Origin of the sequence: Flaviaesturariibacter aridisoli, assembly GCF_004343705.1 — a bacterium.
GTDB classification, from domain to species: domain Bacteria; phylum Bacteroidota; class Bacteroidia; order Chitinophagales; family Chitinophagaceae; genus Flavisolibacter; species Flavisolibacter aridisoli.
The window spans coordinates 1-16443 of the sequence record NZ_SKFH01000047.1 but is presented as its reverse complement, the minus strand read 5'-3'; the positions used below and the strand labels follow the sequence as shown (position 1 = coordinate 16443).

Sequence of the window (16443 nt, the reverse complement as noted above, 5' to 3'; positions counted from 1 at the left end):
ACGCTTCACAACCCGGGATGAAATCCCCGGGGGCGGATGGCATCGATGCATGCCAGAGGCATGCGCGCCGTGGGAGGGGCCGCATAAACCGTGTGCGGCGCAGGGCACATTTGCAGTAAGGCGGGACAAAAAAATACCCCGCTCATCACGGGGTATCTAAACCAAAAACTATCTACCTGATGACACATCAAGCTTCGTTCACCGCTTCCTTCTTCGGCCTCGATGCGGGGTCGATCAGTTTGCGGGCTTCCTTGTATTCAAAATAGAATTCCGGGTGTTTGGATTTGTAAAACGCAGCGTTCCGGTCCATCCGCTTTTTGAGGCCGTCGTTGGTTTGTGCAATGAGTTTCTTCAACTCGTTGGTCTGCGTGCTGCGGGCCGTGGTGGTTTTGCGCGGCGCATCTTTTTCTTCCTTGAAAAGGCCCAGGGCAGCAGTGAAGCCGGTGATTGATTCGTCGGTGATCCCGTTTTCGGCACCGCCGGCAAGGGCCGTGTGGGCATCTTCCGCAATGAGGGTACACACCGCGTGCAGGCGGGCATCGGAGAGCTTGTCCAGCTTCGGCTCCGTCCAGGTGTTGCGGGCTTCCATGTCGGCAAGCCCTTCTTCGTTGGCCCAGCCCGCTGCCAGGGAGCTCAGCACGGCACCGGTGGCGCAAATGATCTCGCGCGTCGTCTTTTTGGCGCCGCCGCCCTGCTGGTTCTTTTGCTGGCGCAGCACCGCCGCATCGATGCGGTTCACCTGCCCATTCAGCCACAAAACTGCCTTTTGAAACGCCGGGCTGAGTGCAACCAGGGCCTGATTTTCTTTGCAAAACAAGAGAATGGCGCCGTACATGGCGATGTAACGGTTTTGAACTTTGGTCATCACTTTTAAATTTTAGCGTTAAAAAATAAAAGTGTTTTTAAGGTAGCAGTCGGTTTCAAAGGGGGCGGAAGACAAGACCAATATAACTCATCTTTCGGAAAAAACAAATGGGTAGCTTTCCGCGCCAGCAGACCCGCCCCTGGTTCCGACAGTTGCTTCCGCGACGACGACAGATGCCTCCGCGCCGACGGGCCATGCTTCCGCGAGTACGAGAGATGGCTCCGCGGCAACGAGAGATGCTTCCGCGGCGACGATAGATGCTTCCGCGGCAACGATAGATGCCTCCGCGGCGGCGATAGATGGCTCCGCGGGTCCAACAGCAGGCTCCGCGGCGACGTTAGCGGCCTCCGCGGGTCCATTAGATGCTTCCGCGGCGACAATAGCGTGTTCCGCGGCTACAACAGCATTTTGCTTTTGATTATCAACCGATTGCAGGTTGGGGTAGGTCTCGGCCCGTTCGCCGTGCCGCCCTTCGCTGCGCCGTCGCGTGCCCCCCGTGCCTGCGCGGTCCGGCTCTCCTCGGAAATAGGCGATCATCGCGGACGAAAATACCCCGCCGATCGCCCGTTCCGGTGCCCCGGAAGCGAACGCCGGGCCTGCCGGCCCGGCGTTACCCGTTAGTGCTTGTTGCGCGGGTCATCGGCTGGATTGATGTAGGTGATGGCGAAGGGCCCCATACCGTGCACCTGCACGACGGCCCTGCTCTTCGAAAAAGCATAGTGCGCCATGTTGGCCGGCAGCACGGCATAGCCGCCCCGCTTCAGTTGCTTGGCGGCACCGCGGTTCAAGGTGTTGCCCATCCCAAAATAGGCGCTGCCTTCGATCACCGTCACGTGCTCGATGGTCGGGTGCGTATGCGGCGGTATCGTATAATTGGCGGGCATCTGCAGGCGCACGGTAAAGGGGCCCTCTTTGGAAGGATCACCCTCGAGCACCGACATCTTTATGCCGGCGGGGAGAAAGGGTGGACCGGGCATCCACTTCATCGCGCTGTCGGTCGGGTTGTACAGCATGTGATGCGAGCCGTGCATCGCCGAATCCCCCTGGTGTTGCTGGTGTTGCGCGGAGGCAGTATAACTGCCCCATAACAGAACGCCCAGTAACAAGGCTTTCGATCTGCTTGTGTCCATAAACATGGTTTTTGGAGTGAAGGAATACCTATAAGGTACGAATCTTTGCCGGCCCTTGCAAGCGGGACGGTCGGCGCCGCTGTGCCTGTTCCGCGTGTAACTGAGCTTAGGTGCGGCTGCTTTGGAGCGGCGCGTTACATTCGCAGGGTGCAGCACATCGAATTCTTCCACCGCGCCCACTTCGAGAAAAAGTACCGACGCCGCCACGCGCGCAAGGCGTTGTCGTACTTCATCGACTTCTTCTGGGAAACCGACTTCGACGAGCTCTTCACCCGGTACCCGCAGGGCTTCACCGACGCCCTCTTCCCGAACCTGGGCTACACCTACATGATCAACCTGGGCACGCCCTTCGTGATGCAGCTCGGGGCCGAGCGCTACCCCGTGAAGCACGACATCTTCCTGCCGCGGCAACTGCCGCTGCTGGCAGAGCACGCCGCCGGCAACCGGATCTTCGGCATCAAATTCCGCGTATCACCGGTGGTGCTCGAAAAGACCGTCAACTTTTCCGAATACCGCGCCTCGGTGCACCCGCTTTCCTACCTGATCGACAAGCCCCTGCTGCAGCAGGTGAAGAGCGCCCGCAGCTTCGACGAGCGCGTGCAGCTCCTCTCCGACCACTACGGCCGCATCATCGAACGGCCCACGGAAGCCAGGCACCCGGTGCCCATCGTGACGGGGCTGCTCAAAGACTGCGGCGAACGCCGCGACTTCACCACCCCGATCGCGGAGCTTGCCGCCGCGCGCGGCATCAGCGCCCGCACGCTGCAGCGCTACTTCCTCGCTACCACCGGCATCACCGGCAAGCAGGCGCTGCAGATCCTGCGCATCCGCACGGCCGTAGAACTACTGGTAAGCCGCCCCGGAGACTTCCGCTTCGAAGATTTCGGGTATTACGATTACAGCCACTTCTTCAAGCACCTGAAACAGTTCCTCAGCCCCCTGTCCCCCGAAGGGGGCACTTTAGCGGGAGAAACTTCTCTGGCTGCAGCTTTGCTGAAGTCCGCACGCACCAAATAAGAGAAGGGATCGCTTTGCGATCCCTTCTCTTATTCCAATAATAAAAGCTGCCCGTAATTGTAGGTCTATTCGGCCTGAGTGCCCCCTTCGGGGGACAGGGGGCTTGTCTATCCACCCGCACGCTGGCGTTCTTCCTCACTCGCCGTCGTTCGCTTCCGCGCGGCCTGCACCTTGCTGTTGCCGAAGCGCCAGGTAAAGGAAAGCGTACCCACGCGGGTGTCGCGCACGGCATGCCATACTTCCACATAGCGGCCTTCATAGGTAACCGTGGAGCCCGGATAGTTGCTGCGGAAGATGTCGGTCACGTTCAGGCGCACGGTGCCTTGCCCTTTGAGCACCGTCTTTTGCACACCGGCGGAGATATTGGTCTGCGGGCGGTTCATCGAGTAGCCGTCGCGGCCGCCGGTGTAGTAGTTCCCGTTCAGCTCGGCACCCCAGCCTTTCGCGAAGGTGAAGGTGTTGTTGATGCGGAAGTTGCCGGCCGGCGAGCCGTTCGATACCGCGGCGCCGCCGATGTTGCCGTTGAAATGATTGTAATACACGTTCAGGTTGCCCATCAGGTTCCACCAGGGTTTCACGCGCCAGGGCAGCGTGGCGGTGAGGCCGAAGTAATCAGACGACTCCAGGTTCACCGGTATCTGCACGGTAATGTTCGAGTCCTGTCCAGGCTTGATCTCGAATTCGGGGATCACATCGAGAATGCGCGACAGCACCACCGACTGCGGATCGGTGCTATGGCTGTAGCCCAGCGTGAAGTTGAGTTGCTTCACGGTGTAGCTCGCCTCGTAGCTCCACGTCAGCTGCGGCTTCAGCAGCGGCGCGCCGGTGGCATAGATGGTGGCGTCTACCTGGAACAGGAAGGGGTTGAGCTGCGAATAGCCGGGACGGTCGATGCGGCGGCTGACGGATACACCCACTACCTTGTCGTCGCGCAGCTTGTAGTTCAGGAAGGCAGACGGGAAAAGCTGGAAGTAGTCGTTGCGGAAGCGCGCGCCGGTCTTCGATTGCAGCGTGCGGATGTTGGTCTGCTCGCCGCGCAGGCCCAGCTGCAGCGACCACTTCTGCCAATCACGGCTGCCATTCACATAAGCCGCGTTGTTGTATTCTTCGTAATAAAAGCGGTTCGTCTTGGTACTGTCTACGGGCCGGCTGTTGGCGAATACGTTAAAGAATTGTGCGTTGTTATCCGAATGCACGTAGCTCGATTTGGCGCCGGCCTCGATGCGTCCGCCCTTGAAGGGATGGCTGTAATCCACCTTGCCCGAAGTCAGGGTCAGCTTGCCTTTCTGGTCGCCGTCAAGAATATCGGGGTTTCCCTTCAGTGTGCCGTCGAGGTTGTAGAAGTTACTGGCGGTACGCGTCAGCGAACTGCTGCTGTAGACGCCATAGTCCAGGTCGGCGCTCAACTCGTTACCCGTGCTGTCGAAGCGCGTTTTGAAGTTGACGTTACCGACCACATTGCTGTTTCCATCGTCGTTGGTCGCACTGGTCAGGAAGCGGAAGTCCGGCGCACCCTGCGGGTTGTTCACATCCGTGGTGATGTTTCCGGTGCGATCAATAGCAGCCGACGACCCATTGACCACGAAGCCAAGGATGCTCTTTTTGGTAAGGAAGAAGTCGGCACCGAGGCGGGCATTGTGCGACTGCACGCCGACTTCGGAATAATTATCTTTTACATCCGAGCCGGTACGCAGGGTGCCCGTGTAAAAGTTGCGGTTGATGAACAGGTGGTTGAGAAACTCCCGGTTGCCGTAGTTATACGACCCGAAGAAGTTGGCCTTCTTGCTGCGGTTGTTGAAGGAGGCGGCGGCGCCGGTCTTGGGCAGGAAGCCGCGGCCATAGGAGGCGTTGAGCGTGCCGTTGGTGCCGAGGCGTTGGTCTTTCTTGAGCCGGATGTCGATGATGCCGGAGTTACCTGCGGCGTCGTACTTCGAAGAAGGGTTGGTGATGATCTCTATGCGCTCGATGGCGTTGCTGGGCAGGCTGCGCAGGTAGTTGGCAAGCTCCTGGCCGGTCATCGGGCTCGGCTTCCCGTCGATCATGATGATAACACCGCTGCGGCCGCGGAGCGAGATGGCGTCGTTGTTGTCGACCATAACGCCGGGCGAACGCTCCAGCACGTCGATGGCCGTGGAGCCTGCCGACACGATGCTGTTTTCGACGTTCACCACGATGCGGTCGGCCAGCTTCTGGATAAAAGGCTTGCGTGCGGCAACGGTCACGGTCTTAAGCTCGTTGCCGGCAGGCGCCAGGCTCAGCGCCGGCACGCGGGCGGTGCCGCCGGCGGCCACGGCAAAGGGGGCAGACCAGGCCGGCTGGTGGCCGGTCATCGACACGTGGAGGAGGTAATTGCCTTCGGGCAGCCCCTCGGCCAGCGCGCTGCCGTCCTTATCGGTGAGTGCGGTCTTTACGAGCGCGGAATCTTTGACGCGCCGTATTTCTACAGTGGCGCCGTCGAGCGCGGGCTGCTGCGCGCTGCGGATGGATACGGATACGGAGCCTTTCCCGCCCTGCGCCCCTGCCGCAAAAGCGGTGGCCAGGAACATCCCCGTCAATAAGTGCTTCCTCATGGCTTTGATTTTGAACAAAACAACCCGGAATCGCCGGCTCCTCCTAGCCAATTCGGAATCAATGGCACCGCGGGCTTGCGAATGGCCCTATCGCTCCATCTACGAAAATGGTCGTGTCTGATATTTACATAACACCCGGGCCGGTTCGCGATTGCCGATTGCCGATATTTGCGCCATGACTTACGACATCAACCAGATCAATGATCTTATAAAGAACCGCCGTTCCACCTTTCCGAAGCAGTTCGACCCGGCCGCAACCGTCGACGAAGCCATTGTGCGCCAGGTGCTCGAGAACGCTACCTGGGCACCGAGCCATGGCAACCTGCAGCCCTGGAAGTTCGTGGTGTTCAGCGGCGAGGGCCGTCAGAAGCTGGCGCAGTTCCAGGCGGAGCTGTACAAAACGGCATCGGGCGACAACTTCAAACAGGCCACCTACGACGGACTGCTGGCCAACCCGCTGAAGGCGTCGCACGTAATTGCCCTCTGCCTCAAGCGCGACCCCAATAAAAAATTCCCGGAGATCGAGGAAGTATCGGCCGTGGCCTGCGCGGTGCAGAACATGTACCTGACCGTAACCGCTTACGGTGTTGGCGGCTACTGGACCACCGGCGGCGTCACCTACCGCGAGGCGGCGAAAGAGTTCTTCGGACTTGGTGAAGACGACAAGCTGATGGGCTTCTTTTACATCGGCGCCATCGCGGTAGCCTCACCCGCCAAGGACCGCGCCCCCCTGGAAGATAAGATCGAGTGGGTTCGGGCGTGAAGCGTGAGCCGTGAGGCGTGAGCGCGAAATGCGCAGCAACATAAGAAAACGTCCCGCACAAAATGCGGGACGTTCTTTGTTATGGGAAACATCGTTACCGACGGGTGCCAGCCACTAACGGCTTACGAACTACATCCGTGCGAGCACTTCCGCTTTCTTTTTCTCGTATTCCATCTGGTCGATCAGGCCGGCGTTGTACAGTTGCTTCAACTTCTGCAGCACGGCCATCGGGTCATCGTTGCTGGCTTGCGGCGCAGCGGGCGCAGGTGCAGGAGCGGGCACGGGATCGGGCGCAGGCGGCGAAGGCGGGGACACTTCCGCTACAGCGGCAACGGAAAGCGGCTCCGGGGCGGGTTGCGCGGAGGTTGCCTGGCGCTGGTCTTCCAGCTGTTCCTGCGCCAGCGTATGCAGCTTCCGTGCCTGCACCTTCGGCAGGTAATCGATGGTGGTCGTAGTGCCGGTGGTCGTCATCACCATGAACTCGGAGCCGAGCATCCCTTCTTTGAAATGGGTATCCTTGATGTCGCGCAGGAGGCAATCCTGGAAGTCCATCGACAGGCCCAGGTTTTTGGGGCGGCAGAAAATAATGCGCTTCGTGGTAAGCGCCACTCCATCGGGCGCGATGTTCACGGCGGGCTTACGTTGCACACCGAGGTAAACAAGTTCCTCTTCGCGCATCAGCATGCCTTCGAGCTTGGAGGCCAGCTTTTCCACGGCCTTCGGATCCTCGTGCTCATTGAGGAAATTCTGCAGGTTGATCATACGTAAAATTAAGTCATTCAGCCAATCTGTGGAAGACGTGAGGCGTCAGCCGTGAACCGTGCGCTCACGATGCGCGATAAAAGGAACGGATGCCTTGGGCATCCGTTCTTTCGTTATCAGGCGGCAGCGCTCCCGCCTCACGGTTCACGATGCTACACCCGCTTGATCGAAGCTCCGAGCGCATTCAATCGCGTATCGATGTTCTGGTATCCGCGGTCGATCTGGTCTACGTTCTGGATGACGCTCTTGCCTTCGGCGCTGAGTGCGGCGATGAGCAGCGACACGCCGGCGCGGATGTCGGGGCTTGACATCTTGATGCCGCGCAGCGGGTACTGGCGTCCGAGGCCGATCACGGTGGCGCGGTGCGGGTCGCAGAGGATAATCCGTGCGCCCATGTCGATCAGTTTGTCCACAAAGAACAGCCGGCTTTCAAACATCTTCTGGTGCACCAGCAGCGAGCCTTTGGCCTGCGTGGCCACTACCAGGATGATCGACAGCAGGTCGGGCGTGAGGCCGGGCCAGGGGTGGTCGTACATGGTGAGCACGCCGCCGTCCATATAGGTCTGGATCTCGTAGAGGTCCTGCGCCGGCACATGGATGTCGTCGTCAATAAAATTCATCTGGATGCCCAGCTGCTGAAAGCGGTCGGGGATGACGCCGAGCTGATCGAGCCGTACGTTCTTGATGGTGATGTCGCTCTGCGTCATAGCGGCCAGCCCGATGAAGGAGCCGATCTCGATCATGTCGGGGAGCATGCGGTGCTCGGTGCCGTACAGGCGATCAACGCCCTGGATGCTGAGCAGGTTGGAGCCGACGCCGGAGATCTTCGCGCCCATGTTGTTGAGCATGAGACACAACTGCTGGAGATAGGGCTCACAGGCCGCGTTGTAAACGGTGGTGGTGCCTTCGGCAAGCACCGCGGCCATCACGATGTTGGCGGTGCCGGTTACGGAAGGCTCGTCGAGCAACAGGTAGGTTCCCTTGAGGCCTTCGGTGGTAAAGTAAAAGAAGCCGTCTTCGGGAAAGTAGGTGAATTCAGCGCCGAGTTTTTCGAAGCCAAGGATGTGGGTGTCGAGACGGCGGCGGCCAATCTTGTCGCCACCCGGCTTCGGGATGAATGCTTTTTTCCAGCGACCCAGCATCGGTCCGGCAAACATTACGGAGCCGCGCAGGTGGCCGCTTTTCGCCTTGAATTCATCGCGGCGCAGGTAATTGATATCCACGTCGTCTGCCTGGAAGGTGCAAGTCTGGCGATCGATGCGATTCACCTTCACGCCCATCCCGCCCAGCAGGTCGATGAGGTTGTTTACGTCGAGGATATCGGGAATGTTGTGAATCGTTACCGGCTCGGGGGTGAGCAGCACGGCGCTGATGATCTGCAGCGCTTCGTTCTTGGCGCCTTGCGGAATGATCTCGCCTTTGAGGCGGCGGCCGCCTTCCACTTCAAATGAAGCCATGGGAATAGTTGATAGGTTGACTAGTTGATAGGTTGCCCAACCGGGGCCGGATGAATACCGGCGGCAAAGTACGTATCAACTAGGCAACCAATCAACTAAAAACTAGTAACGCTTTTTGCCATACTTGTTGTTGTTGCGCTTGCCGCCGCCTCCCTGGCCGGGCTGCGATTGCTGTCCGCCGCCACCGCCGCCGCGCTTGTAGCGGTTCTGACGTCCATATCGGCCCTGGGGCTGGTTCTCACGGTCCTGCGAGGGGCGGTATTGCTTCACGTAGCCCGAGTTGTTGAACTCCAGCTGGCCCTTGGTGAGGTTGGCCATTTCCTGCTGGATGGCGTCGTCGTGCACCGCGTCTTTGTGCCAGGTGTTATAGGCGAGCTTCATGTAATAAGCGATCGTATTGGCGAAGCCCTGGCGCTTGTTCTGGTCTTCTTCCTGCAGCGCTTTATCAATCACGAGCTCGAGGTGCTTGCCCAGGTGCGAGTAGCGCGGGTGGCGCTTCGGGTAGGGCAGCGGGTCGGGACGGGCGGCCATTTCCTCCCGCGTCGGGATCGGGTAGGGCGAGTCCACGTCGAGCTTGAAGTCGGTGATGAGAAAGAGGTGGTCCCACAGCTTCTGGCGGTAGTCTTCGATCGTTTTGAGATGCGGGTTCAGGAATCCCATCAGCTCTACGATATAATTCGCCTGGCGCTGACGCTGGTTGCGGTCTTCGATGGTAAGCAGGTGCTTTACCATATTCTGGATGTGGCGTCCGTATTCACGGATGATAAGGCCGGGTCTGCCGGTATTGTATTCCATTAATGAGGTAAATAGTGGTGAAAAAAAAAGCGCAGTTCAAAGTTTGCTGCCGGAGCCGGCGGCGTCGCTTAAGGAGGGGAACTGCAGCGCAGAAAGCAAATATAGCGACAATCGGGAAATGAGTAGACAGAACTGAGTGCAAGAAAGTGGGCAGGTCCGGCTTACCCATTGCCCTTCTCCCAGAGCTTGCCGGAGGGGCAAAAAGAAAGGGGCCCCGAACCAAGGCCCCTTTTACAAGCCACCATCCTCTTCCACCTAAGAGGCTCTTTATAACAAGGTTTGTACGATTAAGGGTGAAGCATCAAACTTCGTGAAAAGGATAAAACAAGTACCGGGCCAGTTTTAACGTTCCCTGTAAACCCCCACTCTGGCATGGTCAGCTCAACCATGTTTGGGGAATTTATGACCCAGTACCAAGATTTTGGGGCGATTTTCCCCAATGCTGATGCGTGTAACCCCTTGAGAGAGAGGCCTAAATGTATAAAGGGCACATTCCAATTATCTTTGCCGCCCCATGAACATCGCCGTCAATACCCGCCTGCTGCTGCAAGACCACCTCGAAGGGATCGGTTTTTTCGAGCAGGAAGTATTGCGCCGGATCGTGGCAGCCCACCCCGAGCACCGCTTTTTCTTCCTGTTCGACCGGCCCTATGGGTCCCGGTTCGTGTTCGGGCCCAACGTTACCCCCATTGTGGTGAAGCCCGCCACCCGTCACCCCCTGCTCTGGCGCCTTTGGTTCGACGTCCGGGTGCCACTGGTGCTCCGGCGCATCAAGGCCGACGTGTTCGTTTCGCCCGAAAGCTACGCTTCCCTCACTACGCGGGTGCCGCAGTGCCTCGTGGTGCACGACCTCGGCTTCCTGCATCAGCCCGATGCTTACAAGGGCGTGCACCTGGGCTACCTCCGCCGGATGCTGCCGCGCTTTGTGCGGCGCGCCCGCGTGCTGTGCACCGTCTCGGACTTCACCCGGGCCGACCTGCAGCAGCAATACCAACTCCCCGCCCATCGCATCCGCATCGTGCAAAACGGGGTCCGCGCGGGCTTCGCGCCACTCGGCTACGAGGAGCGCGCGGTAGTGAAAGAACGCTACACGGGCGGCACCGAGTATTTCCTTTATGCCGGCGCCCTGCAGCCCCGCAAAAACCTGATCAACCTGCTCAAGGGTTTCTCGCAGTTCAAGAAGCGGCAGAAAAGCAACTGGAAGCTGGTGCTCGCCGGTCGCCTTGCCTGGAAGAACGACGAATTCCTGACGCTCCTGCAATCCTATAAATACCGCGACGACGTTGTGCTCACCGGTTATGTGGACGATGGCGAGCTGCAGCGCCTGATGGCCGCCTGCTATGCGTTCGTGTACCCTTCGCTCTTCGAAGGCTTTGGCGTTCCGGTGCTCGAAGCGATGCAGAGCGGAGTGCCCGTACTCACCTCTTCCAACAGCGCCATGGCCGAAGTGTGTGGCCCCGAAGGCGCCCTGTATTTCGATCCGAAAGAACCCGCTTCCATTGCCGGTGAACTGATGCACATCTATAAGGATGAAGACGGACGCCGCCAGCTCATTGAAAAAGGACTCCAGCGGGCCAAAGATTTCTCCTGGGAAAAATCAGCGGAACAGCTTTGGGCCGCGATCCTGGAGACAGCCGGCACCCCTTCCTAAGGGTCAAGCCTTCTCGCGCTCTCTATCTCGTTCTCTCATTCTCTCGTTCTCTCGTTCTCCACTCTCCGGCCCCACTGTTGCATCCGTGGCGCTATGCAGAAGAAACCTTTCGACCTGCCGGTGATGTTGCGCCGCATTGAAAAGGCCATCGCGCCATTTCCGAAGGCCGACCTGTTGTACGGCACCCAGTTCCCCGGACAAAAAGCCGCTACCATGCTGGCCATTGCGCAGGTGGCAAAGGAGCAATATGGCGGCACACTGCGCGCCGACTTTGATGCCCTCACCGCGCTCAAAGGAGTCGGCCCCAAATGCGCCAACCTGGCCATCGGCGTCAGCAGCGGGCAGGCAGGCATTTCGGTTGATGTGCACGTGCACCGCGTCGTCAACCGCTGGGGCTACGTGGAAACGAAGGCGCCCGAAAAAACCATGACCGCGCTCGAAGCCCTCGTACCGCAAAAGCGACAGGTGGATATCAACCGGCTGCTGATGCCCTTCGGCAAGCATATCTGCAAGATGATCCCACTCTGTTCCACCTGCCCGGTGCTGGCCTATTGCCGGCAGGTGGGGGTGACGAAACATAGGTAAATTTGGTAGTTGGCTGATGCCGGAAATAAAAGAGGCACTGCTTCGCAATGCCTCCTTTAACTATACACTATAAACTATAAACTATTTGATCGGCTCGTAGTCTTTGAACAGGTTCACGCTGGTTGCCTCGTACTGGCGGCGGTAGTCTTTCCAGTAAGTGCCGTAGAAGGCGTTCACACGCTCCACGGCGCCGTCGATCAACTGTGCGGCGTTGGCCACCAGCTGGCGCTCCTGGGCACCGGGGGCGAGGCTCTTGCTCATGATGTAACTCTGGGCGAGCTGTATGCCGCTCAGCACGGTGATGTCGTCTTCGCGGGAGAGGCCTTGCTTTTCTACTTTCTTGCCGCCGATGAATTCGCGCAGCACCTTGATACTGTCCTGCATCCGCGTAGTGGCCTTGCGCAGCGAGTCGTAGGGCGCGCCTTCCAGTCCTTTGAGGCCGGCGCTGATCTTACCAAGTGTCTCCTCGCTTTCCGACAGGCGATCCATCGCTTCGGTAAGTCGATCCGTAGTTCTACGGAGCTCCTCCAACAGGGCGCGCTGCGCCGCCGTTACCGGGGCAGACTTGGCCAGGCGCGGATCCTCGCGTAGCGTCACCATCGTGGAATCGCTGGCCTTGCCCATCTTCAGCACTACTTTGTACGTGCCGGGGAGGGCCTGCAGGCCAGGCGTTTCGGGCGACCCGGCTCGTGGCTTCGGCGAGCCCGGCGCGCGGTAGCCTTTTTCTTCCATCCCCCACCAGCGGCGGTTGTAGCCCGTGTCGGCCTTCCACTTCAGGGAGCGTATCAGTTCATTCCTGTCGTTGTAAATACGCACATCAACCGAATCGGCTTTGCCGGCTGTGGTATCGGCAGCGAAGTTGGCCCAATAGGAGATCTGTGCCCCGCGTGGACGGTTGGGCGCGTCGTACAACCCGTAAGTGCTCCATTCGTACCCCGGCGCCGCACGGTATTGCGCCTGCCAGGCGTCGGGAGCGGCGTAGGCGGTAATACGTTTGGCAGGCACCTGCCCCTTGCCGGCCGCAACCCGGCGCAGCGGACGAATATCATCGAACACCCACAGCGCGCGGCCGAAGGTGGCGATCACGAGGTCGGCTTCGCGCTCCTGGATGGCCAGGTCGTAGGTCGACACGCCCGGGTAGCCGTTCTTCCACTGCTCGAAGCTGGCCCCGTTGTCCAGCGACACCCACAGGCCGCCCTCGGTGCCCACGAAAATCAGGTTGGGCTCGGTGGGATCCTGGATCATCGTGAGTGCATAGCCACTCACTTTCTTTTCATCCACCAGGCGCGTCCACGTTTTACCATAATCGGTGGTGCGGAAGATGTAGGGCTTGAAGTCGCCGCGGCGGTAGTCGTTACAAACCACGAAGGCTTCGCCGGCATGGTAGCGCGAAGCACGGATCTGCGGCACCCAGGCGCCCACCGGCATACCGGGGATCTTGCCGCGGAAGGAGGTCCAGGTTTTGCCGCCGTCGCGTGTGAGCTGCACGTTGCCGTCGTCGGTGCCGGCCCATAGCAGGCCGCGCTCGAGGCGCGAGGGCTCGATGGCCAGGATCGTATTGTAGTTTTCCGCCCCGGTCACATCCAGCGTCAGGCCGCCATTCTCGTCCTGCTTTTGCTGCGCGGCATTATTGGTGCTGAGGTCGGGCGAGATCGTACTCCAGGAAGCACCTTTGTCGGAGCTTTTGTGCACGAACTGCGAGCCGAAGTAGATCGTGTTCTTATCGAAAGGATCCTGCGCGATGGCGGCGTTCCAGTTGAAGCGAAACTTCACCTTCGGATCTGTCGAAGGCGGGCGCACGAACCAGCGTTCACCGGTCTTCCAGTTCATGCGGTTCACGTAACCCTGCTGGCTCATGCTGTACACCCACGATGCATCATCGGGGTCGGGCATCACATCAAAGCCGTCGCCCGAGCCGACGTTGTTCCAGTAATAATTACGGATGCCGCCGTTGGTCCAGGTGTAAGCCGGCCCGTGCCAGGAGCCATTGTCCTGCAGGCCGCCCATTACGTTGTAGGGCGTTTCGTTGTCAACGTTGATGTGGTAGAACTGGCCCAGCGCCAGCCCTTCGGGGAAGGTCCAGCTGCGGCCGCGGTCGCGGGTGATGCCCATGCCGCCGTCGTTGCCGTCGAGGATGAAATCCGGGTTCGTGGGCGAGATCCACCAGGCGTGGTGGTCGGGGTGAATGCCGAAGTAGGGCAGCAGCGTGCGGAAAGATCTGCCGCCATCTTCGCTCACTTCCACGATGTCGTGTACCGAATAAATACGGTTCTCGTTCTTCGTGTCCACGCGGATGTCCTGGAAATAAAAGGGTCGGTTCGTTACGATCCGCGGCTCGGCGGTGATGAGTTCCCATTTGAAGCCGCCGTCGTCGCTTTTATAGAGACCGTTCTTTTCGGCTTCCACCAGCGCATACACCCGCGTGGGCTGCGAAGCGGCGAAGGCGATGCCGCAGCGGCCCAGGTCGCCGCCGGGGAGGCCTTCCTCCTTACCCATCTTTTTCCAGTTGCGCCCGCCGTCCACCGTCAGGTAAAGACCCGAGCCGGGGCCGCCGCTCTTGAAGCTCCAGGGCGTGCGCCGGTGCTGCCACATGTTGACGATGATCTTGTTGGGGTTGGACGGATCCATCACCATATCGCCCACGCCGGAGGTATCGTTGGTATGGAGGATGAGCTGCCAGGTGGTGCCGCCGTCGGTGGTCTTGTACACGCCGCGTTCGGGATGCTCGGCGTAGGGGTTGCCGATGACGCCGGCATACACCACGTCGGGGTTGCTGGGATCGATGAGGATGCGGTGGATGTTGCGGGTCTTTTCGAGCCCCATGCGCTTCCAGCTGCGGCCGCCGTCGAGCGTTTTGTAAATGCCTTCGCCGATGTTGATGGAGTTGCGGGGATTGCCTTCGCCGGTGCCCACCCATACCACGTTGGGGTTGGATTGCTGGATGGCGATGGAGCCGATGTTGAGCGTGGGCTGCTCGTCGAAGAGGGGCGTCCAGGAGCCGCCGGCATTGGTCGTCTTCCACACCCCGCCCGAGGCGGCGCCGATGTACCAGACGTCCTGGTTGCTGTTGACTACGTCGATGCAGGTAACGCGGCCACTCATCGACGAGGGCCCGATGTTGCGGGGCTTCCAGCTTTTGAATTGGGTGAGGGTGGCCTTTTGGGCCGTGGCAGCGGTGCAGAGCAGCAATGCGGTAAGCAGGGTGAGTAGTCTCATGGCAGGGAAATGAATTTACGGTTGCCGGTTTCCAGTTGCCGGTTTCCGGTTTGAAGATAATGCGGAGTCCGCTAAGACCGCTCTTTAACGGATGAGCGGGAGCTGTCGGCTGAAGATTGTGCAAGGACGGGCCTTTCACATTTGTTTGTCAATCCGCCGGCGCGTGCCTGTCGTATCTTTAAAGAAGCAACACATCATGAAAAGAATCCTCGCCTTGCTGCTGCTGGCTGTTGGCCTGCAGCAGTGCAGCTACTCCCAAACGAAGCAAAAGCCCATGAGCGCCGAATCCAAAAAGCATCCGCAATACTCGCATACCGATACCTCGAAGGTGACCATGGCCAACGACGAGTGGAAGAAGTTCCTGCCCGCCGACGTCTACGCCGTTGCCCGCGAAAAAGGCACGGAGCGGCCCTGGAGCTCGCAGCTGGAAGGCAACAAGGAAAAGGGCACCTACTATTGCGCCGTGTGCGGCAATCCCCTCTTCGTGAGCGACACGAAGTTTGAGAGCGGCTGCGGCTGGCCTTCCTTTTACGAGCCGGTAAGCAAGGGCAGCATCATCTATACGCCCGATCACACCTACGGTATGGAGCGTACCGAGGTGCAGTGCGGCCGCTGCAAGAGCCACCTGGGCCACGTGTTCGACGACGGCCCGCCGCCCACCCACCTCCGCTACTGCATCAACGGCGTCGTGCTCGATTTTAAAAAAGCCCAGGCCGCCGAGGCGACTTACAACAAACAATAGGAATCCAGATAGGGAGTGACAGCCCCCCGCCTGAGGCGTGGGGGCTTTGTTTATTGGTCTACTGGTAAATTGGTAAGCCGGTTCGCTGGCATCCGCTGAACCCCTAAACCTCCTGAACCTCCCTAAACCTTTCTAAACCCTCTAAGAGGCTGTCTAAAATTAGTTAGTTGGTTTTCAGTATGTCTGGTTTGAGCTGAGCCAAAAGGAAAAAGGGCGTCTTGCTTGCTGATAGAGAGGTGAACAAACATTGGTTACAATGCAAACTCTGTATCAGGTGCCTGACGCCCTTTGGAATAAAGTAGCTACAATATTTGAGCCGAAGGTGCGGCGGCGCAAGCATTCCCTTCAACTGATCTTCAGCGGCATCATTTATCTTTTGAGCAACGGCTGCAAGTGGCGCTCGCTTCCGCCGCAGTACGGCGATTACCGCCTGGTATGGTACTACCTGAACAAGTGGGCCCGCTACGGACTGCTGGACCGGGCGCTATACCTGGTGGGCATTCAGCTGCGGCGCCGGCAAGGCAGAAGCGGCGAGCCTTCGATGCTGCTCATTGATGCCCAGTCGGTAAAAACCGTGGCCGGCACAGGCGACGAGGTGGGTTATGATGCGGGCAAAAAGGTAAAGGGAAGAAAGCGCCACCTGGCTGTGGACACCCAGGGCACCGTCATTGCCGCCGGCGTTACTTCCGCTTTTGTTCATGACAAGACCGGGGCGCGCGTGCTGCGCGATGATGTGGAGGACCGCCCTTCGGTGCGCACTATTGTCGCCGACGGCGGCTACGACGGACCACCGGCTTTTACCGCAGGAGGCAGGATCCGGTGGGTGCTCATTCAGCGCAGACACTCCAACCGCTTCTCCCCCCTTCCTGTCAGATGGGTGGTGGAAAGAA

At 59.4% G+C, this 16443-nt stretch carries 13 protein-coding genes; 6 read left to right on the top strand and 7 right to left on the bottom strand.

Annotation, left to right across the window (positions count from 1 at the left end; genetic code table 11):
* Window positions 1-187 precede the first annotated feature (187 nt).
* Both E0486_RS17140 and E0486_RS17135 read right to left on the bottom strand, forming a co-directional pair.
* Window positions 188-865, bottom strand: a complete 678-nt coding sequence (locus tag E0486_RS17140) for a hypothetical protein (RefSeq protein WP_131853652.1) — start codon at window positions 863-865, stop codon at window positions 188-190.
* A 617-nt stretch (window positions 866-1482) separates the two neighbouring features.
* Window positions 1483-1995 carry a cupin domain-containing protein gene (locus E0486_RS17135; protein ID WP_131854051.1) on the bottom strand — a complete coding sequence of 171 codons (513 nt, stop codon included), beginning with the start codon at window positions 1993-1995 and terminating at the stop codon, window positions 1483-1485.
* A gap of 147 nt (window positions 1996-2142) precedes the next feature.
* Here E0486_RS17135 and E0486_RS17130 point away from each other — a divergent pair, with 147 nt between their 5' ends.
* Window positions 2143-3012, top strand: a complete 870-nt coding sequence (locus tag E0486_RS17130) for a helix-turn-helix domain-containing protein (RefSeq protein ID WP_131854049.1) — start codon at window positions 2143-2145, stop codon at window positions 3010-3012.
* A 107-nt stretch (window positions 3013-3119) separates the two neighbouring features.
* Here E0486_RS17130 and E0486_RS17125 read toward each other — a convergent pair whose 3' ends face one another.
* A complete protein-coding gene (locus E0486_RS17125; RefSeq protein ID WP_131854047.1) occupies window positions 3120-5582 on the bottom strand; it encodes a TonB-dependent receptor domain-containing protein in 2463 nt (820 codons plus the stop codon).
* A 175-nt stretch (window positions 5583-5757) separates the two neighbouring features.
* On the opposite strand from E0486_RS17125, the gene E0486_RS17120 reads away from it, so the two are divergent.
* The gene (locus E0486_RS17120) at window positions 5758-6345 is read left to right on the top strand and encodes a nitroreductase family protein (protein WP_131854045.1); all 588 of its coding nucleotides are present in this window, start codon (window positions 5758-5760) and stop codon (window positions 6343-6345) included.
* A 129-nt stretch (window positions 6346-6474) separates the two neighbouring features.
* Here the strand turns inward: E0486_RS17120 and E0486_RS17115 are convergent, their stop codons facing one another.
* The 3 genes from E0486_RS17115 to E0486_RS17105 all read right to left on the bottom strand — a co-directional run bounded on the left by E0486_RS17115 (window position 6475) and on the right by E0486_RS17105 (window position 9359).
* Complete coding sequence (locus tag E0486_RS17115) at window positions 6475-7107, bottom strand: PH domain-containing protein (RefSeq protein ID WP_131854043.1); 633 nt, start codon at window positions 7105-7107, stop codon at window positions 6475-6477.
* A 152-nt stretch (window positions 7108-7259) separates the two neighbouring features.
* Window positions 7260-8564 carry a UDP-N-acetylglucosamine 1-carboxyvinyltransferase gene (gene murA / locus E0486_RS17110; protein WP_131854041.1) on the bottom strand — a complete coding sequence of 435 codons (1305 nt, stop codon included), beginning with the start codon at window positions 8562-8564 and terminating at the stop codon, window positions 7260-7262.
* Between the two features lie 102 nt (window positions 8565-8666).
* Entirely contained in the window at window positions 8667-9359 is a 693-nt protein-coding gene (locus E0486_RS17105) for a DUF4290 domain-containing protein (RefSeq protein ID WP_131854039.1), read from the bottom strand.
* A 514-nt stretch (window positions 9360-9873) separates the two neighbouring features.
* Between E0486_RS17105 and E0486_RS17100 the strand changes: the two genes are divergently transcribed.
* Together E0486_RS17100 and E0486_RS17095 are read left to right on the top strand one after the other, a co-directional pair.
* Complete coding sequence (locus tag E0486_RS17100) at window positions 9874-11010, top strand: glycosyltransferase family 4 protein (RefSeq protein WP_131854037.1); 1137 nt, start codon at window positions 9874-9876, stop codon at window positions 11008-11010.
* A gap of 93 nt (window positions 11011-11103) precedes the next feature.
* Window positions 11104-11595 carry an endonuclease III domain-containing protein gene (locus E0486_RS17095; RefSeq protein WP_131854035.1) on the top strand — a complete coding sequence of 164 codons (492 nt, stop codon included), beginning with the start codon at window positions 11104-11106 and terminating at the stop codon, window positions 11593-11595.
* Window positions 11596-11676: 81 nt separating this feature from the next.
* Here E0486_RS17095 and E0486_RS17090 read toward each other — a convergent pair whose 3' ends face one another.
* Entirely contained in the window at window positions 11677-14811 is a 3135-nt protein-coding gene (locus E0486_RS17090; protein WP_131854033.1) for a WD40/YVTN/BNR-like repeat-containing protein, read from the bottom strand.
* Between the two features lie 196 nt (window positions 14812-15007).
* Here E0486_RS17090 and msrB point away from each other — a divergent pair, with 196 nt between their 5' ends.
* Window positions 15008-15553 carry a peptide-methionine (R)-S-oxide reductase MsrB gene (gene msrB, locus E0486_RS17085; RefSeq protein ID WP_131854031.1) on the top strand — a complete coding sequence of 182 codons (546 nt, stop codon included), beginning with the start codon at window positions 15008-15010 and terminating at the stop codon, window positions 15551-15553.
* Between the two features lie 256 nt (window positions 15554-15809).
* Window positions 15810-16443, top strand: a 634-nt coding sequence (locus E0486_RS17080; RefSeq protein WP_131851900.1) for an IS5 family transposase, incomplete at its 3' end; no start/stop codon positions are given.